Raw genomic sequence first — 22407 nt, forward strand, 5'->3', positions numbered from 1 at the left:
AAAGTATTTTCTAAATAAATTATATATTGTATAATGAGGTGTATTATGTTTAGAAAGGATATAAAAGTTATGTTGAAAGAATTTAAAGAATTTGCATTAAAAGGCAACGTATTAGATTTAGCAATTGCAGTCGTTATGGGTGCAGCATTCAATAAAATCGTTACTTCATTAGTAACTTATATCATCATGCCATTAATTGGTAAAATTTTCGGTTCTGTTGATTTTGCAAAAGATTGGGAATTCTGGGGCATTAAATACGGATTGTTCATTCAATCTATCATTGACTTCCTAATTGTTGCTTTTGCATTATTTGTATTTGTTAAAATTGCAAATACTTTAATGAAAAAAGAAGAGCCAGAAGAGACTATTGAAGAAAACACAGTATTACTTACAGAAATTCGCGATTTACTTCGTGAAAAAAATTAATATATTTTATAGACAGAGGTTAAAAATTTTTAGCCTCTGTCTTTTTTATGTTATTTATATAGCCAACACTTAAAAGTATTTATATATAGGCTGAACTATAAACGCTCATATAGTTTCATTCATCAAAGCTTGTTAATTAAACTTAAATTGTGTAGCGCTTTGAAACTGTTTAGAAGTTACTTCTAATATGAGCGGAATACGTTGTTTAAGCTCAGTTACATGTGAAATAATTCCTACCATACGACCAGATGATTTTAAGTTAACAAGTGTATCTAATGCTGTATCAAGTGTTTCTTGATCTAAAGTACCAAATCCTTCGTCAATAAACATAGATTCCAGTGTTATTCCACCTGATTCTTCTTGAACAACTTCACTTAAACCAAGCGCTAAAGCTAACGAAGCTTGAAATGTTTCCCCACCAGATAATGAACTAATATGTCTAGATTTATTAGAATGAAAATCAAAGACATCTATTTCTAAACCACTATAACCGTGTGATAAACTTTTTCTTCTTTGCAGATGATACCGTTGACCACTCATTGTAGCTAATCTTAAGTTTGCTTGTGCGATAATGCGTTCCAAATAATAAATTAATACATAAGTTTCCAGCGTTAACTTCTGACTATTTTTTCCCGAAAGAATTTCTGCTAAATTAAAAATTTCTTGTTGCGATTTTAATTCTTTAGTCAGATAATTGATATTTTCATAAAGTACATCAAACTTTTGATCGTTCTTTTTCAATTGATATTTCAATGTATTTTCTTGTTCTATAACTTTATCTAATTTTTCACTTTGAACTTGATATGAATTTTCTAATTGTTTTGTGTCTTGTAGAACTTTATCATGAGTCAATGATTTTAAACGCCCTATTTCATGCTCAAGTGCTGCGTATTTCTTGCTATATGCTTCGACTTGTTGTTCATAATCTGATTTAAGATGCATGTCTTCTAATATTTTAAATAACGCTTTTTCATCCTTAATCGCATATCGTCTCATTTCAGTTTGTATATCTTTATCAACACTTTGATACTCATTTTCTGCAATGTGTTTTTGGTTCTGTATATTGATTAAATTATTACTTTCTAATTGCTTTTGCTGATTGGCTGTAATAATTTCATTTGTTAATTGTTCTTTCGAATTTTCAAATATTTCTATTTGTTTTTTATAGCTTTCAAACTGTTGTATAAATGAATCGATATCTTTAGTCTGGGTTGTTGATATAAATTCTCCTATAAGTTGTTCATTTTGGTTCCTCTGATGAGATAAATCCTTATATTGTAGTTCCATCTGATGTATATCTTTTTTATACTCATTTATTTGTGTTTCAATTTGTTTAGTCATCGCATATTTTTCTTTAAAAGAAGCTTTTTCTAGTTCTTTTTCATTATATTGTACTTGCAACGACTCAAGATCAAGTGGTTCTTCATCAACCTTTATTTCTTTCATTTTATCTTGAGCGTGTGACATTTCGGTTTCAAGTTTAATTTTTTGCTCTGTAAGTGACAACTTTTCTTTTTCAAGTGTATCTAATTGATGTTTTTGTAGTTTAATATTTTCAAAGTCAATATGTTTTTCTAAAGATTGAATCTCATTACCACATACAGGACAAATTTCTCCAATAGATAATGCTGATTGAAGCTCGTTAATAAAACTTTCTTTGTCATTTAAGTCTAAATTCTTTGCAGTCAACTTATTTATATGATTTGAAACATGCTCAAATTCTTTTTCAATCATTTTTAACTGTTTCTTATCTTCAATATATTCATTTTTTAATTCCTTAAACTTTTGGTTATTGCTTAAAGTTTCTTTAGTCTTATCTATTAATTTGTTGATATGTGCCAATTCATCTGTTAATTCAACAATTTTATTATAATCTATATCATTTTCTGCTTTTTGCTTTTTAAGCTTAGTTTGTTTCTCATTATATTGCTTTATCTTCTGCTGCGTTTCACTTAATTGTTTTTTTACATTATCATTTTCTGCCATAGCTTTTCTGTGGCTTTCTATCTTTTGATAAATTATGTGACACTTATCAATATATTCTTTGTATTGATTAATAGCATGTTCACTTTTTATTAGTATTTGCATTTGTTCTTGTAGCTGCTTTTGTTGCTCTTGTATGGACTCAATATCTTTACCTTTTGATGTGATAGCATTGTTAAAATCGTTTAATTTTGCTATTTGTGATTCTCGCTGTTGAACAAGTGTATTTAAAGTTCGAATTTCATTCAATTGAGTAATTTTATGCTTAAGTTTATCTATATTTTCTTGCTCTTGCCGCAATAATTCAAAGCGTTGAGTATAATCAGCTAAATCATTTAATTGCTTTTCTAATTCATTATTTGCCACTAATGCTTTATGAAGCTTTTCTGTTTGACATTTTTCTGCTTGTTTTAATTTTGTTGTTGCTAACAATTGTTCACTACCATATTTTTGAAAAATAGGTATAGCATCTACAAGCTTTTGTATTTGTATACTTTCTATTTGTTTCAGTGCTTGCAAATCTTCAATTTCAAAATCTTCAATTTCTTCCCATACCATTGCTATTTTGTTATATCTTTGTTCGATCAATTGTTTCTCATTTTTCACCTCGTCAGCTAATATATCCTGTATTTGCTCAAAACGGAGGCTATTGAATAATGTACGTAGAATGCTTTGCTTGTCTGAACTACTTGAAACTAAAAATCGTTTAAATTCTCCTTGAGGCAAAATAAACAACTGTCTAAATTGTTCTGCATTAACGCCTAAGAGTTGTTGTATAAATAAATTGCCTTCATGTATTTTACTTTCACGCAAATCAAACACTTCTCCATCAAATTCATAGACAGTTAACTTTCCAGGCGTTTTAGTTTTATTGCCTTCTTTTATATATGAACCTTGTCTAAAAATTTTGAACTGTCGCTGATTAATTTCAAATTCAAACGTTACGCTCATAGGTTCCTTAGCCTCAGCAAAATGACTTCGCAAATCGCTTTCAGTTCTACTCTTCGTAGATGCTACACCAAATAAAGCGTAAACAATTCCATCAAAAATCATGGTTTTACCGGAACCTGTTTTACCGCTAATAAGAAATAATTGATTTTCGAATACTTGTTTGAAATCAATCGTTTCATTTAAAAATGGTCCAAAGTTAGACAACGTTAAAGTCAAAGGTTTCATCGCTTCAATCCTCCTTAGTCAAAAGATGGTTTAGAATGTATTCAACTTTTTGACTTTGTACATTTGTTAAGGGCTCATTTGTCATTTCTTTATAAAATTCGCTAATAATATCTTCATCCTTTAATTTTGTTATTGCATGACGTGTTGTTACATCATCAGTTTGATAACTGATATTCGTTAAAGCAAGTGTGTTAGGATAGATTTTTTTAAGATGTATCATGGGGTCGGTAATATGAGACATACCTTTCAATTTAAAATGAAAATAATTATTTTTGTTTTTTACTGCTATCTCTTCTGCAATGACTTGATTATATTGTCCTTCAACAACTTCTAACTCTTTTAATGGTTGTAGCTGTTTAAATGTATCTTGAATTTTACTATTAGTGTCAATCTCAATTACACGATATCCTTTAGCTTGCCCAACTTCAGAAAATGAATATTGTAATAATGATCCACTATAATTGACTTTATCGTCATTAATACTAAACGGATGATGTAAATGGCCAAGTAATACTTTATCAAATGCTTCGAATACCTTTTTATTAACACTTTCTACAGTACCAATTGTTAAAGGCCTTTCAGAGTCTGATTTTTTACCGCCTTGTATCGTAAGATGACCAATAATAATATTTATATTTTGTTTGTTTAATTTATTCGACATGATTTCTAGACATTTTTCTGTAGCTTGCTGATGTGTTTGAATCGTCTCATCATCAAAGAAGTGAGCTACTTCGCTGACTGTGGCATATGGCATTGTATAAAATTTAATATTTCCAAATGTTATTGGGCATGTTAAATCTTCTAAAGATGTTTTTATATGTAAGTTGGAAAGTTGAAACCAAGGTGAGCCATAATTTAATCTTTCTTTGCTATCATGATTACCATTAATGATAATCATTGGAATTTTTAATTCTATATTTAACTGATAAATCGTTTGTTCTAAGAGCTTTATGGCATCTTTACTTGGATAAGATGTATCATATAAATCACCTGCAACAACGATAATATCTGGTTTTTCAATTAACATTTGATCAATAAATTGCTTTAATATATATATTTGATCCTCTAGTAAGGATTTGCCATTTAGTATTTTTCCTAAATGCCAATCCGCAGTATGAATGATTTTCATTGTTACCTCCAAATACAGAACGTTTGTTCGTTTTAATTATAAGATGCATTTGAAAAACTATCAAGTCTTAATGATATATATTTAAAACTTTATAACTTAGGCACACAAAGTAGATTTCACTGCTTGTCATTGCAATAAAAGTAAAGACTCAAAACGACATTAAGTGTCATTTTGAGTCTCAGTTTTTAAAGAAATTTTATTAATTAACAAGTTCTTTCTCGATTTTTTTAAATTTATATAGCATAGCCAATCTCCAAGGAACAATCATGCAGAAGGCTAACAAGAAGAACATGCCGCCTATTTCTCCCGGATCTATTTCACTACTAATAAATATTTTAATTACAGTTCTAATAACTAATAGTGAAATTAAAATAATTGGAAATGCTTTTGAACGCTTCATATAAACTTTCGTACCTTGTACTTCAAAATGTGTTGTCCAAATTAAGACTAAAGAAAATAATACGCCTAAAACCAAGGATTCAAGCATTTCAGCCCCTGTTAATCTAAAATATGGAATCACATACATAAAGGCACCTGTAGCCATAAAAAACGGTGGTAAAATAATCTTTTTTTCATTAACTGGAAATTTTTGTGCTTTCATTCTAATAATAATGACTGCGATACCCATGATAAATGCAAACACAATTGAAAAAATTAAATACGCCAACATTGACACCCTCTTATTTATGTCGAAACTTTATTTCTATTTATTTTCACATGATAGTACATCACTATGCAATTAAAACGCATATCGATTTAAATATATACTATTCAGTTTAACTTGCTATAATTTAAGGATTGTAAACAAGTAACTGTCTACAATCCTATGATTATCAACTTATTTTTTTGGATTTTTCATATTTTGATCCATATTTTTGTTCATCATTGTCATCATTTGGTTGATTTTCTTTTGTGATGGTTTTTGTCCCATTTGCATCATCATCATTCGTAGCATTTCTTCATTAATTGGTGGATTTTTCTTCAAGAAATCCATCATATATTTTCTTGCTAGGAAAAAGCCAATTGCTAATCCAGCAATTAATGCTAATACAATTAATATAATTGCTATCCATGTTGCCATTGTTTCACCCGCTTTCTATATCCTACTGAATTTTACTAAATTATAATTAGTATTTCAAGCTTGAGTTTGAGCGTAAATCATCCACAATTACGATCATAACAAAAAACATAATATAAATGATACCTTTTTTAACAGAAAAATGAGGCATACGCAATTAAGATTTGTTAAACTTCTATGCCGAAATAGTCGACATAGAGAAAATAAAGTTAGTCAAATCGTTAACTTCAAATGCCTCAATCTTTATAAAACTTAATTTATTTAAAGCGTTTGTATTTGATTTAATACATTCTCTTTAGTGAAACCATATTTTTCAACTACTAGACCACCTGGCGCACTTGCCCCAAATTCGTCTATACCAATGACTTTGCCATCAGTACCCACATACTTGTGCCAACCAAGTGATGATGCCATTTCAATCGCAACACGTTTCGTAATATGTTTTGGAATGACAGATTCTTTATAATCATCAGATTGTTGTTCAAAAGCAAACCAGTTTGGCATTGATACAACTCTTACACCTTTACCTTGCTTTTCAAGATCTTTCGCAGCTTCAACAGCTAAACTTACTTCAGAACCTGAAGCTAATAATAAATACTCAACTGCTGTTTCTGTTTCAAATACTGTATAAGCACCTTTACGAACGCCTTCTTCTACTTGTGCTTCTGTTACATCAAGGACAGGGAGGTTTTGACGAGTTAATACTAATGATGTTGGCGTTTGTTCAGATTCAAGTGCAACTTCCCAAGCTACACGTGTTTCATTACCATCAGCTGGGCGAATAACATTCATATTGGGAATCGCTCTTAAGCCAGCGAGTTGTTCAATTGGTTCATGCGTAGGACCATCTTCTCCGACAGCTATTGAATCATGCGTGAAAATAAATGTTGAATTAAGACCCATTATTGCAGATAAACGCAATGCTGGTTTTAGATAATCACTAAATACAAAGAATGTCGCTCCATATGGATGCAAGCCTCCATGTGCAGCCATACCATTGACTGCTGCGCCCATAGCAAATTCACGTACACCGAACCATATATTTTTACCTTCTGGTGTATCTTTGTCATAATCTTTAGCTTCTTTAACGTTTGATTTATTTGAACCAGCTAAGTCAGCAGAACCACCAAAGAAAGATGGAACAGATTGACTTAAATCTTGAATAACTTCTCCAGAATCAGCACGAGAAGCACCATTATGATTCAAATCAAATCTTGGTAATTTTTCTTTATAATTTGATGTCAACTTACCGCTGACAGCTAATTTAAATTCTTCTGCTAATTGCGGATATTGTTGAGAATATGCTTCTAATTTATCATTCCAAGATTCTTCATTTTCATTAGCACGTTTTAACATTGTTGTTTGGAAAATTTCATATACTTCTTCAGGAACATAGAATTTTTTATCTGGATCTAAACCATAGTTTTCAAATGTTAGTTTTCTTTCTTCTGCGCCTAAAGGTGCACCATGGACACCGTTTGTGCCTTTTTTGTTAGGTGAACCATAACCAATAATTGTTTTAATTTCAATTAAAGTTGGACCTTGCTGAGACTTAGCAGTAGTAATCGCTTTGTCTATTTGGTTTAAATTGTTACCATCTTTAACTAAAATATGATTCCAACCATATGATTCAAAACGTTTTTTTACATCTTCAGAAAAAGCTTTATCTAATTCTCCATCTAATGAAATATCATTTGAATCATATAAGACAATGAGTTTATCTAATTGATTATGGCCTGCAAATGAAGCCGCTTCATGAGAAATTCCTTCCATTAAATCGCCATCTGAAGCTAATACATAAGTATAGTGATTAACAATATCAAAATTATCTTTATTAAATTTACCTGCAAGATGACTTTCAGCTAATGCCATCCCTACTCCCATTGCAAATCCTTGTCCTAATGGTCCTGTTGTTACTTCTACACCATCAGTATGTCTATATTCTGGATGCCCTGGTGTTTTTGAGTCCCATTGTCTAAACTGTTTAAGCTCTTCAAGCTCAAGACTTCCTGAGACGTGTAATAAACTATAAAGTAATGCAGATCCATGTCCAGCAGACAAAATGAATCTATCTCTATTAAAGTAATCTTTAGACTGTGGATTAAAATTCAAATGTCTTGTCCATAAAGTATATGCCATTGGTGCAGCTCCCATTGGTAAACCCGGATGCCCAGAGTTAGCCTGTTCAATTGCATCAATGCTTAATGCACGAATGGTATCTATTGCTAATTGATCTTTTTCGTTAAACATTTTTTATGTCTTCCCTTCTAGAAATAAATGTTGCTATTATTATACCTTAATTATAGATAAATTCATAAATATTCGTTTAAAATTACTAAATTTTCTGTAGTTTGCAGAAACTATTTATTTTTATTATGTTTTTGAATTTGTTTTAGCTTTTCAGGCGTTACATCATTACCCTCAGGATCCATAACTTTAGTGTGCTCAATTTGCTGTTTAAAGCCCTTTCTAAATTCTTCTAAATATATTTTACGTAACTTAGCTTGTTCTTTTGCCTCTGCTTCTGTCAAGCCTTGCTCTTTCTTCTTTCTTGCTAATTGATTAATTCTATCGATGTTCAAATTATTTTTAGTCATTGAATTTACCCACCTTTATATATACATATTTCACATTTAAATAGTACCTAACTTATAAAGAATATAACAAAAAGGTGAATGTAACCAAATCGTTACGCTCACCTTTCATGATATATCATTAATATTTATTAGCATCATTACAATAATTCAACTTACCCCATCACAAAATTGTATATTACTTTTCTAATTAAATCGCACTGTTAATAAAAATTACCGCATTGCTTTACCTAAATATAATAAATATGAAATATGTTGTTCGTGATTATTTCGCATATGCGAACACACTTGTGTGATTTTGTTCGCTGTTAGATATAGATTGTTGTTTGCTTTCAGAGTTGATTTTGTAATGTTGTGAGATATTATGATCTGCCATTTCGTACGTTTGTTCTACTTTAGAATTTTGATATGCCGTCGTGAAAAATAAAGAGAAAACAAGCAAAGATATTATAAAAACTATGATATAAGTAGCTATTTGACTTTTATATTTTAAAATCATGTTAAACACTCCTAGAACATTTGTTTGTATTTATAATTTATCAGAACTCATGTTCTATGTCAACATTTTTACGAACAAACGTTTGTTTTATTTGTTACTAAATGATATAATAAAAATAAATAAAATTAGGGAGTGCCTATATATGAGAGAATTAACAAAACGTCAAAGTGAAATATATGATTACATTAAGCATATTGTTCAAACAAAAGGTTATCCGCCTAGTGTTCGTGAGATAGGAGAAGCTGTAGGATTAGCTTCAAGTTCTACGGTGCATGGACATTTATCTCGACTAGAGGAAAAAGGTTATATCCGCAGAGACCCTACAAAACCAAGAGCTATTGAAATTGTATCAGAGCATAATGATGCCGCTATCGATATGGAAGGGACTATTCACGTACCTGTCATTGGTAAAGTAACTGCTGGTATTCCTATTACTGCCGTTGAAAATGTTGAAGAGTATTTTCCATTACCTGAGCATTTAACCTCTACACATAATAGTGACATTTTTATTTTAAATGTAGTTGGTGAAAGTATGATTGAAGCTGGCATTCTTGATGGAGACAAAGTAATAGTTAGAAGTCAAACCATTGCAGAAAATGGGGACATAATTGTAGCTATGACAGACGAAGATGAGGCTACTGTTAAGCGATTCTATAAAGAAAAGCATCATTATCGTTTACAACCGGAAAATAGTTCCATGGAGCCAATTTACCTTGATTCAGTATCTGTTTTAGGTAAAGTTATCGGCTTGTACCGTGAACTTTAATTGTGTCAATAAAACATTTTATTGTTAGTAATTCTCTTATATAAAGTTAAAGAAGCTAAGCAACTAGTGCCTAGCTTCTTTTTGATTACTTTTATGCAGGATATCTTTTACTTTTTCCAAAATATCCTCTTTTTGATTATTATTCTGTTTTGATGTCATATTCATCGACTTCCTTCACAGAAATTTTACCCATTACTAGTCATTATTAAACGCTTAACCCGTATAATTTTCTATCCAATAAGGCTGCCTTTCATCATTAAAATCTACACCCACACCAACCGTGTTAAAATGTTCATTTAAGATATTCTTTCGATGTCCTAATGAATTCATTAATCCTTGATGGGCATAAATACTGCTAACTTGACCATAAGCTAGATTTTCACCGGCCGCATTAAATTCAATGCGATCTGCTTTTAACCGATCGAATGGTGACTCTTGGTCTAAATTCGTATGATCAAAATAATGATGCTTCGCCATATCTTCACTATGTTTGCGTGCCGTGTTTGAAATGTTGCTTGAATATGACAAAGTAGCTAATTGATGTTGCTTTCTTTCTGAATTAATTAAATCTACATTTTGCATTTCATAACTTTTAGCTAATGATTTAGACGGTGCTGCATATTGTTTTGTTAAACGCTTTTCCATTTTATCACTAACTTGCATTAATGCTGTTACACCATTTTGTTCATGTTTATCATAAAATATCGTTGTATACACATGATTTGAATGAAAGACATCATATTCACTATTTTTAATTGCAATACGCAACCTTTGTTTATCCATTTCAGTTATAGGTTGACCCAACCTTTGTCTAACAACTTGCTTGGGTGTCCCATACTTAATCTTAGACTTAGAAGTTATTATGTTTTGATTTGTATACAAAGCGTGCACTTTATTATCTAAATATGCAATCATTACAAATCTTTGATAATCGCCATCATAGTATGCATACCATTTTGTACCATATTCATTTGTGGTTATTCTTTTGGCTTTACCATATTTTTCTTCTACATTACCTTTTTTCATATTTAACTGAACATTATTAACAGCAAAAGGTTGTTCTTGAGGTACTTTAAGTGTCTCTTCATTTTCATCTTCTTTATTGAATACTTGTTGATCAATAAAACTTCTGACGTCTTGCTGCATGTGTACGACTAGAGAACTTTCTCTAATTGGAAAGATAATAATAATACATAGTAAAATTAAACTAATACTTAAAAATTTTTTAATGGTTTTCACCTACCAAAAATTTAATCTCGATCTCCATTGAATATTGAGTTTCGAACAATTACATAATCGACAGTTCTTAAAGATTTTAAATCTTTGCCACCAGCATATGAAATAGAGCTCTGTAAATCTTGCTGCATTTCTACAAGTGTATGCTCTAATGAGCCTTTATGTTCGACAAACATTTTTTTACCTTCAACATTTTTACGTTCACCCTTTTGAAATTCTGAAGCACTTCCAAAATATTCTTTGTACAGTTTACCATCTAACTCAACTGTTTCTCCTGGAGATTCTTCGTGTGCAGCAAATAATGAACCTATCATAACCATTGAAGCTCCGAAACGTATCGATTTTGCAATATCACCATGCGTGCGAATGCCTCCATCAGCAATTAACGGCTTACGTGCTGCTTTACTACACAAATTGAGTGCAGCGAGTTGCCAGCCTCCAGTTCCAAATCCAGTTTTTATTTTGGTAATGCACACTCTTCCTGGTCCAATACCAACCTTTGTCGCATCTGCACCGGCATTTTCTAATTCCCTTACGCCCTCAGGTGTACCAACATTTCCAGCAATTACAAAGGCTTGTGGCAAATGTTGCTTGATGTGTTTAATCATACGGATAACTAAATCAGAATGTCCATGAGCAATGTCTATCGTTATATATTCAGGCACGATATCAGCTTGTTGTAATTGCTCAATAAAGTCAAATTCACGTGCTTTAACACCAACTGATATAGACGCAAATAATCCTTGATCATGCATATTTTTAATGAATGGTATTCTAGACTTTTCGTCAAAACGATGCATTATATAAAAATACTCATTTTTAGCAAACCATTGTGCTAATTTTTCATTCATAACTGTTTGCATATTAGCAGGCACAACTGGCAATTTAAATTTACGTGGGCCAAATTGAATTGCAGTATCGCACTCAGATCTACTTTCAACAATACATTTATTCGGAATTAATTGGATATCTTCATAATCAAAAATTTTCATTTATTTATAAGCCCCTTATAATTAAGTATAAAAATAAAAAACTGAGGGTAAATCACGAATGATTAAATCAAAACACTTGATAATCATTCATATTTTCTACCCTCATATACTTTACAATTTTTTATTGTCAATGTAAATGGACTTGAGTTGTACTTTTGAAAATTTACCAACTTGATTTTTTAACACCAGGAATTTGTCCTTTATGCGCGTGTTCTCTAAATGCGATTCGAGACATTTCAAATTTTCTTAACACGCCTCTAGGACGGCCTGTTACTTTACATCTACGCGTTAAACGTGTTGGCGATGAATCTCTAGGTAATTTACGTAAAGCCTCATAATCACCTTTTTTCTTTAGTTCTTTTCTTAATTCATAATATTTATTAACTAATTCTTCTCTTTTTTGTTCTTTCGCAATTTTAGATTTTTTAGCCATATATTAAAAACGCTCCTTAAATCGTAATTATTACGTTTTATATTTTAGCATATTTTCTAATTAAATCAAGAATAAGTTTTTACTATATAAATAAGAGCTATGGATTGCATTCCACAGCTCTTATGTCAAACTTTAAATTGTCGTATTTAAAGGTAAGTGATTATTTCGTTTCACGATGTAATGTGTGTTTTTTTAATCTTGGGCAATACTTTTTCATTTCGATACGCTCAGGATTATTTCGTTTATTTTTAGTAGTAATATAATTACGATCGCCACATTCTGTACATGCTAATGTAACATTTACGCGCACGTTAAACACCCTTTCTTGTTAGGAATACTTACGATTTAAAATTTTAACACAACTTTTACAATGATGCAATATCTTCTAGCTATTCATGCGTCTCATCGTTTTCATCATTTAAATCTATTGTATTGATATCAATTTCTAGTGCTTTGGCGACGCCTTTTCCATAGTCTGGATCAGCTTTATAGCAATGACGAATATGTCGCTTTTTAACATCTTCTGTTACGCCATCCATCGCATTAGCTGTATTTATAAACATTCTTTCTTTTGCTTCATCCGATTGTAATCTAAATAGTTTTCCTGGCTGTTCAAAGTAGTTATCATCGTCTTCCCTATAATTATATTCATAACCATCACCATCTGTTGGAAATGGTGGCTTTTTATATTCATGTTGAGAAGCGTATACGCCTTGATTATTTGGATAATAATGTGGTCCGCCACCTTGGTTATCATCTAAGACACGCATTTGTCCATCGCGGCTAAACGGGCATAGATTCTCTACTCCGACAGCTTTAGGTTGATTCACTGGAATTTGCCAATGGTTAACTCCTAAACGGTAACGTTGTGCATCTCCATATGAAAATAATCTTCCTTGTAATACTTTATCAGGTGAAAAATCTAAACCAGGTACAATATTCGTTGGCGCAAAAGCAGCTTGCTCTACATCTTGGAAATAATTATTTGGATTACGATTCAATTCGAATTCGCCGACTTCAATTAATGGGTATTCACCATGATACCAAACTTTAGTCAAATCAAATGGATTATCTTTATGATTTTTTGCTTGCTCTTCTGTCATCACTTGAATATACATTTTCCATTTAGGATAATCTCCATTTTCAATAGCATTATATAAATCTCTTTGTGATGAATCCCGGTCTTGTGCAATCACATCTGCCGCTTCTTCATCGGTTAAATTTTCAATACCTTGTTGGCTTCTAAAATGATATTTCACCCAAACACGTTTACCTTCATTATTATACATCGAATAGGTGTGTGATCCAAAGCCGTGCATATGCCGAAGATCTTTAGGAATGCCTCTATCAGACATTAGTATTGTCACTTGATGTAATGCTTCAGGTAACCCTGTCCAATAATCCCAGTTGTTTTGTGCACTACGCATATTGGTACGAGGGTCTCTTTTTACAGCACGATTCAAACTAACAAAGAGTTTAGGATCTCTGAAGAAAAAGACCGGTGTATTATTCCCCACTAAATCCCAGTTTCCATCTTCAGTATAAAATTTAAGCGCAAACCCACGAATGTCTCGTTCAGCATCTGCTGCCCCTCTTTCACCAGCTACCGTTGAAAAGCGTGCAAACATATCCGTTTGTTTACCGACTTCTGAAAAAATCTTAGCTGATGTGTACTTCGTAATATCATTCGTAACTGTAAACGTTCCGAACGCCCCTGATCCTTTCGCATGCATACGGCGTTCTGGAATTACTTCACGATCAAAGTGTGCCATTTGTTCCAAGTAATAAATATCTTGCATCATAAGTGGACCTCTTTGACCAGCTGTCATACTGTTTTCTCTATCTGAAACGGGGTGCCCAAAAAGATCAGTTAATTTTTTATCCTCTTTTGACATAGATATGCTCCTTTCAAGACTAATGCTTCATTATAATAATTATAATTTAGCTTATAGTTAACATACCCACAATTTAATCATTATCAAACTTGTATATCTCCGTTATTAAATATCAGAAAATTTAAAATATTTATGCGGAATATTCTCAAAATCTATTGAATACTTGATTTAAAAGGATTAAAATGATGTGTATATTTATAAAATAGATGGGAGAGCTCATATGGAAGATAATAATATGAAACGTGGTCTTAGTTCCAGACACATATCTATGATAGCCATCGGTGGCGCAATTGGAACTGGTCTCTTTGTAGCAACCGGAAGTGTCGTTGCTCAAGCAGGTCCTGGTGGTGCAATTTTAGCCTACTTATTAATTGGAGTTATGCTTTATTTTCTAATGGCTTCAATTGGAGAACTCGCAACTTTTTATCCAGTATCTGGCTCATTTAGTTCATATGCTACGAGATTTATTGACCCATCACTCGGCTTTACCATGGGATGGTTATATTACATTATGTGGGCTTTAGTTTCGAGTGTCGATGTTATGGTTGCAGCTAGTGTTATACATTACTGGAATGTATTCCATTTCTTCAGTCCATTGACTTGGAGTTTAATATTCATCACATTACTTTTATTACTTAATATATTTACGGTTAAAGCTTTTGGAGAAACTGAGTTTTGGCTTTCATTAATTAAAGTAATTACAATTATTGTATTTATAATTATTGGTTTTCTCATGATATTTGGCATACTTGGTGGACATGCATATGGTTTTGATAACTTTACAAAAGGTAATGCACCATTTGTAGGTGGCATCACAGGCATTCTTAGCGTACTACTTGTAGCTGGATTCTCTGTTGGAGGTACTGAAGTCGTTGCTGTTACCGCTGGTGAATCTGATAATCCAAGTAAAACGATGCCTAAAGCTGTTAAGCAAGTCTTTTGGAGAATATTATTATTTTATGTATTGTCAATTTTTGTTATTTCAGCAATTATTCCTTATACAGATTCATTGCTATTAAATGAACATGAATCAGTCGCACAAAGTCCGTTTACGATTGTCTTTGATCGTATTGGAATTGCTTTTGCTGCATCAGTCATCAATGCTGTTATCTTAACTTCATTGTTATCAGCAGCGAATTCTGGTTTATATACTACAAGTCGCATGTTGTATTCACTTAGTGATAATCGCCAAGCACCCAAATTTTTAGGAAAGTTAAATCCAACTACCAAATTACCTTTGCGTGCATTAATAACGACATATATTTTCATTGTTTTAGTTATTATTTATGCTAATTTTAATGCCAATGCAGTATTTAGTTTACTTAATATCATTGGCTCAATGGTTATTTTAGTTTGGGGTGCAAGTACATGGGGACAAGTAAGATTGCGTCGTGCAATTAAAAAACAAGGAAAAGATATTTCAACATTATTGCCTTATCGTTCTCCTTTATATCCGCTTGGACCAATTATTGTATTCTTGATGTTGATCTTCCTGTTATTCGGTAGTTCATTCGGCAAATTGATGGCTGGCCAATTCAGTGGTGTATTTATCAATTTCTTACCACTTATCGTACTCGCAATCATTTTCTTTATTCATAAACTGATTAGAAAAACAAAATATGTCAAATTGGAAGATATGGATTTATCACAACATGAAATTAACTAATATATCATTATAATAATACACATTAATTTACTATATCTTTAATAAATATCGTCGAAGTGCAACACTAATTTTGTATGCTTATACATTAAAAGTGTTGCGCTTTTTTAAATGTATTATTTTCTGAAAAGGCTTTATTATGTATAATGTAGTTAAAGACTAAGGTTTCGAGGTGGATTATATGATAGGACAAACTAATTTATTCGATGATGTATTGAAGAAAGATGAAAGATTTGTTATCGTAGTGCAATCCCTAGAGGATAGCAAAGGACGCTTAATCAAACGTACTTTAAGAGAATACCCTAGTTTAGATCATAATCAGATGAATAATTTATTCAATCATTTAAAAGAAGTATTTTTAGAAGAACCCTTTGAAGAGAATCAGTCTGCATTTACCATAACAGTTTATACAAACCTTGATTACGCTGCAGATCAGGTCTATGCACACATCAAACGTTACAGAGGGAAGAATGAATGGACGCATACTGCTAAATAATTTTAATAAATCACAAATGGAGCGGAACAAAATTCATAATGAATTTTGTTCCGCTCCATCAAGCTTGACTAGAATTGAAAAAAGCTTGGTATAAATGTATTTTCAATCCAGTTAACTACTGTCAATATTTAACTCATAGCCTAATACATAATGATGTCCCAGACCATTTATTATTACTAAACATGATAATCTTATTGCTTTATATGTTTAGTAGTTGTTTTAACGCATGTGGAATACCATTAGCATTGTTATCTAATGTAACTTCATCTGAGATTGCTTTTAAATCATCAGTAGCATTTCCCATTGCTACGGCATGACCTACTACTTTAAACATTGACATGTCATTCGGACTATCGCCAAAACAGATAACTTGAGCTAGGTCAATATTTGATTTATCACAAAATGACGAAATAGCATGACCTTTCGACACATTTTTAGCCATAAATTCTAAAAAATATGGTTTGCTCGTAGTTACGTCAACATTATCATTAAACGACCCTGCTAAATGTTGTCGTGCTTTTGTAATATGTTCCTCATAATCAACTGCAAGCACTTTCGGAACATTTTGCTGTATATATTGCTTTAAATCATTAACACGTTTCATAGGTAATCCAGTTATTTCTGATTCAATATTCATATATTCATGGTCGTCATCATAAATAATGTATCCATCTTGATAAGTCATAGCAAAAAAGTTATTTTGACGACAATAATCCACTATAGCATCAAAATCCTCTTTGCGAACTGACTGCTCAGCAACGATAGATTCATCAGCAACGCTTATCGTTTGTCCGCCATTATAACTCATGATATAGCTTTTATGCATGTCTAACTTCAATTCATACGCTGTAGGTAACATCCCTTCCGTTGGTCTCCCAGAAGCTAATATTACTTTAATTCCTTGATTTTGAATATCAATTAAATATTGCTTCGTAATTGGATCAACCTTATTGTCTCGTGTTAATAAAGTATCATCCATGTCCATCACAACCACTTGATATGTAGTCATAAAAGTTGTCTCTCCTTTCTCTATCTCAATTTTATTTTACAATAAAATTAATGTTGAAACACAATTTCTTCAAATACTCCTGTTTCATTGATATAGGAGAGCTCAGAAATACAATGTGGACATGCTCGGCGCAATTGTCTCACAATTTCACCGCTGTATTCCCTTCTGCTAAGTGTTAAAATCGTTGGGCCTGCACCACTAATAACCGTAGCATATGCATGATATGCTTGCGCAATTTCTTTAACTTTTGCAAATTCTGGAATCAGTTGCTGACGAAACGGTTCATGAAAGCCATCTTGCATCATCATTTTTCCAGCAAGCTCATAATTATGTTGTATTAATGCACAAATCATTGTATTGCTAATAGCGCTACTTTGAACGGCATTATTATGACCAAAAGACTGTGGAAGTGCACGTCTTGCATCTTCAGTTCTTAACTCATATGGTGGAATAGTCAAAATAATGTCAACTTTAGGTATGTTAATATGTGCCACATCAGTTTCTAAAGTCTCTGGATTATGATACCCAGCAAGTAATCCTCCATAAATAGTTGGCGCAACATTATCTGGATGACCTTCCATTTCGGTTGCTAGTTGTAAAAGTTCATATTTCGACAACTGTATATTCCCGAAATGATTAGCAATGTACAATGCACCTACTAAAGCAGAAGCAGATGAACCTAAACCTCGTGCTAAAGGAATATCACTTCTCATATCAATTCTTAATGCCGGCAACTTAACCTGATAACGTTCTGCGACCTCTTGCGCAACTTGATAAATATAATTATTTTTATTTTTAGGTAAGCTATCTAACTCTTTATTTAAATAATGAAACTGCCAATTTTCACCTGCAATTTTATATACATATAAATGTAAATATTTGTCAATCGCCATGCCAATTGAATCAAAACCCACACCGAGATTAGCAGTAGATGCAGGCACTTTTAAATGTAAATAGTCCTCCATTATTTAAGAACCCCTTTGATATATTCAATAATACTTCGTTTATCATTAGGTAAAGGTTGAATCGGATTATCTAGAAGTGATATAGCCGTATCAGGATCTTTAAGTCCGTTACCCGTTAATACAGCTACAACTGTCTGATTCTTTGGCAACTGTCCAGCACGGTGTAATTTAATTAATCCTGCAATTGATGCATTACTTGCTGGCTCACTAAATATGCCTTCTTTTGAAGTCATAATTTGATAAGCTTCTAAAATTTCTTCATCAGTTACACTATCAATTAATCCGTGAGATTCATTTAATGCAGCGGTTGCTTTAGTCCAACTCGCAGGATTTCCTATACGAATCGCAGTCGCTATTGTTTCTGGATTTTTAATGACTTTATTTTGAACAATAGGAGAAGCACCTTCTGCTTGAAAACCAAATAAACGTGGTAATGTTACACCATGCTTATCATGATATTCCTTAAATCCTTGCCAATATGCTGTAATATTACCAGCATTACCAACCGGTATAGCTAAAATATCCGGAGCTTTTGTTAATTGCTCAATAACTTCAAATGATGCCGTCTTTTGTCCTTCAATGCGGAACGGATTAACTGAATTAACTAATTCAATCTCACCATCTTTCGCAATTTCTTTAACAATTTCTAACGCTTCATCAAAGTTACCTTCAATTGACACTATTTCAGCACCATACATGACAGCTTGTGATAATTTTCCGAGTGCTATTTTACCTTCTGGAATAACTACAATTGCTTTTAAGCCTGCTCTAGCAGCATATGCAGCTGCAGAAGCAGATGTATTTCCTGTCGAAGCACATATCACAATCTTTTTCCCTTGTTCTTTTGCTTTTGTCACAGCCATAACCATACCACGGTCTTTAAACGAGCCAGTAGGATTTGCTCCCTCATACTTTACGTATAGATTTATATTTAATTTTTGTGACAGATAGTCACAATGAATTAATGGTGTATTTCCTTCATTTAGTGTAAGTTGAGGCGTCTCTTCATTAACCGGTAAATAAGACCGATATTCTTCTACTAATCCTTGCCATCTTTTCATAATATTTAAACTCCTTCTACAGGATAAACTTTGATTATATCAATACCTGCTTGCTTTAATGATTGTTCTGGTGATACATCAACACCTGTAATAACTCCAGCATATGTAGTATCATTTCTTTTTATAATGTCAAAAGATTTATGAAAAGGCAGATTAGACTTGATTATTTCTTTTATTTTGTCTAATGTTTCACTACTATTAACCACAACAAAGTAACTATATTTTTCTTGTAGTGTAACTAAATGCTCATGATCCATTAACTCTTTAGTCTGATCTGTTTTAAGTTCAAAATGAGGAGGTAGCGTGTGTAAATTAGATTCAAAGAATAACGACACATTTAATAAATCACTTACTACGGCACTACCTGTCGCTAAACTACCTGCACCTTTGCCATAGAACATCGTGTCTCCTACAGCATCACCTATAACATAAATAGCATTGTATTCATTGTCTACAGAGGCTAATTGATGACTTTTATGTATCAATGTTGGTTCAACAGACGCATGTACTTTTCCATGTTCATAAATGCCTTTACCTATCAATTTAATCTTATAGCCTAACTTGTCAGCCACAAGAATATCATCAAGCGTTGTCTCACTAATACCTTTTATGTAAACATCATTTAATTTAATTACTTGATTAAATGATAAGTATGAAGTTATAACTACCTTTCTAGCTGCATCAATACCTTCTACATCATCTGTAGGATCTGCTTCAGCAAAGCCTAAACGCTGCGCTTCATTTAATGCTTCTTCAAAAGATGTATGCTCTTGAAACATCTTAGTTAAAATAAAATTTGAGGTACCATTAAATATGCCCATGAATTTTGAAATATTATTGGCATTTAATCCATTATTTATTGCATTTACAATTGGAATACCACCTGCAACGCTTGCTTCAAATTTAAGCGCTACACCGTTAGCTTCTGCTAAATCTTCAAGTAAACGCAAATGAACTGCAAGCAAATCTTTATTTGCAGTAATCACATGTTTACCACTTTTAAGTGTTCTACTTATATAATCAACTGTTGGTTCAATGCCACCCATTACTTCAATAACAATATCAATTGAGTCATCATTTAATATCTCATGTACATCTTCAGTCAAATGATATTGTTGAAAGTTTATAGGACGCTTCTTTGCCTTATTGCGGACTAAAATATGTTTAATAATAATATCTTTATTAATTGTGTCTTTAATTTGCTGCCTATTTTCTTCGATTATTTTAACTACACCTGAGCCAACTGTACCAAGCCCTAATAACGCAATATTTAATTCTTTCATTACTTATCCCCCTTTTGTCTTTTTCTAAAATACATTTGTACTGTTGAAAAATACTATATAATAGTATATTATATAAATCAATTCTTATTATTTCAATGTTTAAAACTTCACTCCAAATATATAGCTATATATTATCACGTGCTATCAGAAAATTAAATAGAATTTTCTGATTTTTTAGAAAGGTTGGTTCCATTGGTTAAAGTAGCTAAATTTGGAGGTAGTTCCGTCGCTAATGCATCTCAAATAAAAAAAGTATTAAACATTGTTAATGCTGATGACGAAAGAAAAATTATCATTGTTTCCGCTCCTGGTAAACGTTATAAAAATGATATTAAAACGACAGATTTATTAATTCGACTATATGAAAAAGTAACAAGTGGTTTAGATTATCAAGATAAGAAGCGTCAAATTGTGCAACGATACGCTGACATTGTTAATGAACTTCAAATGTCGACCGAGATACTCAAATCAATAGATACGACATTAGAAAAATTAATTCATTCATTAAAAAATCGTCCACCGCGTCTCTATGATGCATTATTGTCATGTGGAGAAAATTTTAATGCACAGCTCATTGCAGATTATAATAATACGCAAGGGGTACCTACCACGTATTTATCTCCTGAGGATGCAGGAATTCTAGTCACTGATTTACCGCAACAAGCCCAAATATTGGAGCAAGCTTATGAGCGAATTGCACAATTACGTAACATTAAAGGAAAAATCATTATTCCTGGTTTCTTTGGTGTTTCTAAACATGGCTATATTGTCACATTCCCACGAGGAGGCTCGGATATAACAGGTGCTATCATCGCACGTGGAGTTAATGCATCACTTTATGAAAACTTCACTGATGTTTCTGGAATTTTTAAAGCCAATCCTAATGTTATTAAACATCCAGAGCTTATTAAAGAAATCACATATCGAGAAATGCGTGAACTGTCTTATGCAGGGTTTGGTGTCTTCCACGACGAAGCACTTCAGCCACTTTACAAACATCGCATACCTGTCGTGATTAAAAATACAAACCGTCCACAAGATAAAGGCACTTTTATCAAACATGACCGAGATATCAGTGCAAATAATGTCATTAGTGGGATAAGCTGTGATAAAGATTTTACAGTTATTAATATCAAAAAATATTTAATGAATCGTCAAATTGGATTTACTGTAAAAATATTACAAATATTAGAAGACTTTAATATTTCATTTGATCATATGCCATCTGGCATCGATAGTATCAGCATAATTATGCGTTCACATCAACTTAAAGGTAAAGAAGAAGACGTTCTAAACGCAATACGTAAGAAGTGTGAAGTTGATGAATTAAGTGTAGAGCATGATTTAGCTATTTTAATGATTGTAGGAGAAGGAATGAATCAGACCGTAGGAACAGCAAATAAAATCACGCATGCATTAGCACAAGCTAACATCAATTTAAAAATGATTAATCAAGGTGCTTCTGAAATATCGATGATGTTTGGTATTTCAGTTAAAGATGCTGAAAAAGCCGTACATGCAACGTATGAATTTTGTTATCACGGAAAATGCATCGATAACGTTTAAACAAAGACAAAACAGGCTGGGACATAAATCTCAAAAAATAGCAGTCAGATGAATTGAATTCAACTCATCTGACTGCTTCTTTTTTATTGAATACGTCGTATTGTTGGCTCGCTTTCTTTGGGGACAGCTTCAGCTTGTCCTGTTCCCTCAAGAGTCT

The 22407-nt window shown here is 32.2% G+C and carries 21 protein-coding genes; 5 read left to right on the forward strand and 16 right to left on the reverse strand.

All coding sequences use genetic code 11. The annotated features are described in order from the left end of the window. Positions 1-69: 69 nt before the first annotated feature. A complete protein-coding gene (gene mscL / locus HMPREF2597_RS07805) occupies positions 70-426 on the forward strand; it encodes a large conductance mechanosensitive channel protein MscL (RefSeq protein ID WP_037540403.1) in 357 nt (118 codons plus the stop codon). Between the two features lie 132 nt (positions 427-558). Here mscL and sbcC read toward each other — a convergent pair whose 3' ends face one another. From sbcC to sosA, 7 genes are all read right to left on the reverse strand, one after another. Further along, entirely contained in the window at positions 559-3585 is a 3027-nt protein-coding gene (gene sbcC / locus HMPREF2597_RS07810) for an exonuclease subunit SbcC (protein ID WP_002478240.1), read from the reverse strand. 4 nt (positions 3586-3589) lie between these two features. Beyond that, entirely contained in the window at positions 3590-4714 is a 1125-nt protein-coding gene (gene sbcD / locus HMPREF2597_RS07815) for an exonuclease subunit SbcD (protein WP_002478241.1), read from the reverse strand. Between the two features lie 199 nt (positions 4715-4913). Continuing rightward, a complete protein-coding gene (locus HMPREF2597_RS07820) occupies positions 4914-5381 on the reverse strand; it encodes a CcdC family protein (protein ID WP_012990854.1) in 468 nt (155 codons plus the stop codon). 171 nt (positions 5382-5552) lie between these two features. After that, positions 5553-5795, reverse strand: a complete 243-nt coding sequence (locus tag HMPREF2597_RS07825) for a YneF family protein (RefSeq protein WP_002459204.1) — start codon at positions 5793-5795, stop codon at positions 5553-5555. Between the two features lie 258 nt (positions 5796-6053). After that, positions 6054-8042, reverse strand: a complete 1989-nt coding sequence (gene tkt / locus HMPREF2597_RS07830) for a transketolase (protein ID WP_070817259.1) — start codon at positions 8040-8042, stop codon at positions 6054-6056. Between the two features lie 110 nt (positions 8043-8152). After that, on the reverse strand, positions 8153-8389 hold the full coding sequence (locus HMPREF2597_RS07835) for a DUF896 domain-containing protein (RefSeq protein ID WP_002459206.1): 237 nt from the start codon (positions 8387-8389) through the stop codon (positions 8153-8155). 262 nt (positions 8390-8651) lie between these two features. Then, positions 8652-8885 (reverse strand): DNA damage-induced cell division inhibitor SosA, encoded by a 234-nt coding sequence (gene sosA, locus HMPREF2597_RS12995; RefSeq protein ID WP_002459207.1) that lies wholly within the window; start codon positions 8883-8885, stop codon positions 8652-8654. Positions 8886-9027: 142 nt separating this feature from the next. Between sosA and lexA the strand changes: the two genes are divergently transcribed. Then, positions 9028-9651 (forward strand): transcriptional repressor LexA, encoded by a 624-nt coding sequence (gene lexA, locus HMPREF2597_RS07845; protein ID WP_002459208.1) that lies wholly within the window; start codon positions 9028-9030, stop codon positions 9649-9651. A gap of 213 nt (positions 9652-9864) precedes the next feature. On the opposite strand, the gene HMPREF2597_RS07850 is transcribed toward lexA, so the two are convergent. From HMPREF2597_RS07850 to HMPREF2597_RS07870, 5 genes are all read right to left on the reverse strand, one after another. After that, on the reverse strand, positions 9865-10890 hold the full coding sequence (locus HMPREF2597_RS07850; RefSeq protein ID WP_070817260.1) for a CAP domain-containing protein: 1026 nt from the start codon (positions 10888-10890) through the stop codon (positions 9865-9867). 11 nt (positions 10891-10901) lie between these two features. Next, on the reverse strand, positions 10902-11879 hold the full coding sequence (guaC, locus tag HMPREF2597_RS07855) for a GMP reductase (RefSeq protein WP_002459210.1): 978 nt from the start codon (positions 11877-11879) through the stop codon (positions 10902-10904). Between the two features lie 163 nt (positions 11880-12042). Further along, on the reverse strand, positions 12043-12312 hold the full coding sequence (gene rpsN / locus HMPREF2597_RS07860; RefSeq protein ID WP_002459211.1) for a 30S ribosomal protein S14: 270 nt from the start codon (positions 12310-12312) through the stop codon (positions 12043-12045). A gap of 160 nt (positions 12313-12472) precedes the next feature. Then, on the reverse strand, positions 12473-12622 hold the full coding sequence (gene rpmG / locus HMPREF2597_RS07865) for a 50S ribosomal protein L33 (RefSeq protein ID WP_002459212.1): 150 nt from the start codon (positions 12620-12622) through the stop codon (positions 12473-12475). Positions 12623-12701: 79 nt separating this feature from the next. Next, a complete protein-coding gene (locus HMPREF2597_RS07870) occupies positions 12702-14207 on the reverse strand; it encodes a catalase (protein WP_002478245.1) in 1506 nt (501 codons plus the stop codon). Between the two features lie 220 nt (positions 14208-14427). On the opposite strand from HMPREF2597_RS07870, the gene HMPREF2597_RS07875 reads away from it, so the two are divergent. Both HMPREF2597_RS07875 and HMPREF2597_RS07880 read left to right on the forward strand, forming a co-directional pair. Next, on the forward strand, positions 14428-15873 hold the full coding sequence (locus tag HMPREF2597_RS07875; protein WP_002459214.1) for an amino acid permease: 1446 nt from the start codon (positions 14428-14430) through the stop codon (positions 15871-15873). Positions 15874-16051: 178 nt separating this feature from the next. Next, positions 16052-16366 (forward strand): hypothetical protein, encoded by a 315-nt coding sequence (locus HMPREF2597_RS07880; protein WP_002459215.1) that lies wholly within the window; start codon positions 16052-16054, stop codon positions 16364-16366. A 199-nt stretch (positions 16367-16565) separates the two neighbouring features. Here the strand turns inward: HMPREF2597_RS07880 and HMPREF2597_RS07885 are convergent, their stop codons facing one another. From HMPREF2597_RS07885 to HMPREF2597_RS07900, 4 genes are read right to left on the reverse strand one after another with little or no spacing between them, the layout of a single operon-like run. Continuing rightward, positions 16566-17375 (reverse strand): Cof-type HAD-IIB family hydrolase, encoded by an 810-nt coding sequence (locus HMPREF2597_RS07885; protein ID WP_002478246.1) that lies wholly within the window; start codon positions 17373-17375, stop codon positions 16566-16568. 47 nt (positions 17376-17422) lie between these two features. Continuing rightward, positions 17423-18340 (reverse strand): homoserine kinase, encoded by a 918-nt coding sequence (gene thrB, locus HMPREF2597_RS07890; protein ID WP_002478247.1) that lies wholly within the window; start codon positions 18338-18340, stop codon positions 17423-17425. Further along, positions 18340-19401: a threonine synthase gene (thrC, locus tag HMPREF2597_RS07895; protein ID WP_002459218.1), complete on the reverse strand. Its 1062-nt coding sequence runs from the start codon at positions 19399-19401 to the stop codon at positions 18340-18342. Before thrC ends, thrB begins: the two co-directional genes overlap by 1 nt. Before the next feature lie 5 nt (positions 19402-19406). Then, entirely contained in the window at positions 19407-20684 is a 1278-nt protein-coding gene (locus HMPREF2597_RS07900; protein WP_002459219.1) for a homoserine dehydrogenase, read from the reverse strand. Positions 20685-20876: 192 nt separating this feature from the next. On the opposite strand from HMPREF2597_RS07900, the gene HMPREF2597_RS07905 reads away from it, so the two are divergent. Then, the gene (locus HMPREF2597_RS07905; protein ID WP_070817261.1) at positions 20877-22250 is read left to right on the forward strand and encodes an aspartate kinase; all 1374 of its coding nucleotides are present in this window, start codon (positions 20877-20879) and stop codon (positions 22248-22250) included. The last annotated feature ends 157 nt before the right edge of the window (positions 22251-22407 follow it).

Origin of the sequence: Staphylococcus sp. HMSC063A07 (assembly GCF_001836955.1) — a bacterium.
GTDB classification, from domain to species: domain Bacteria; phylum Bacillota; class Bacilli; order Staphylococcales; family Staphylococcaceae; genus Staphylococcus; species Staphylococcus lugdunensis.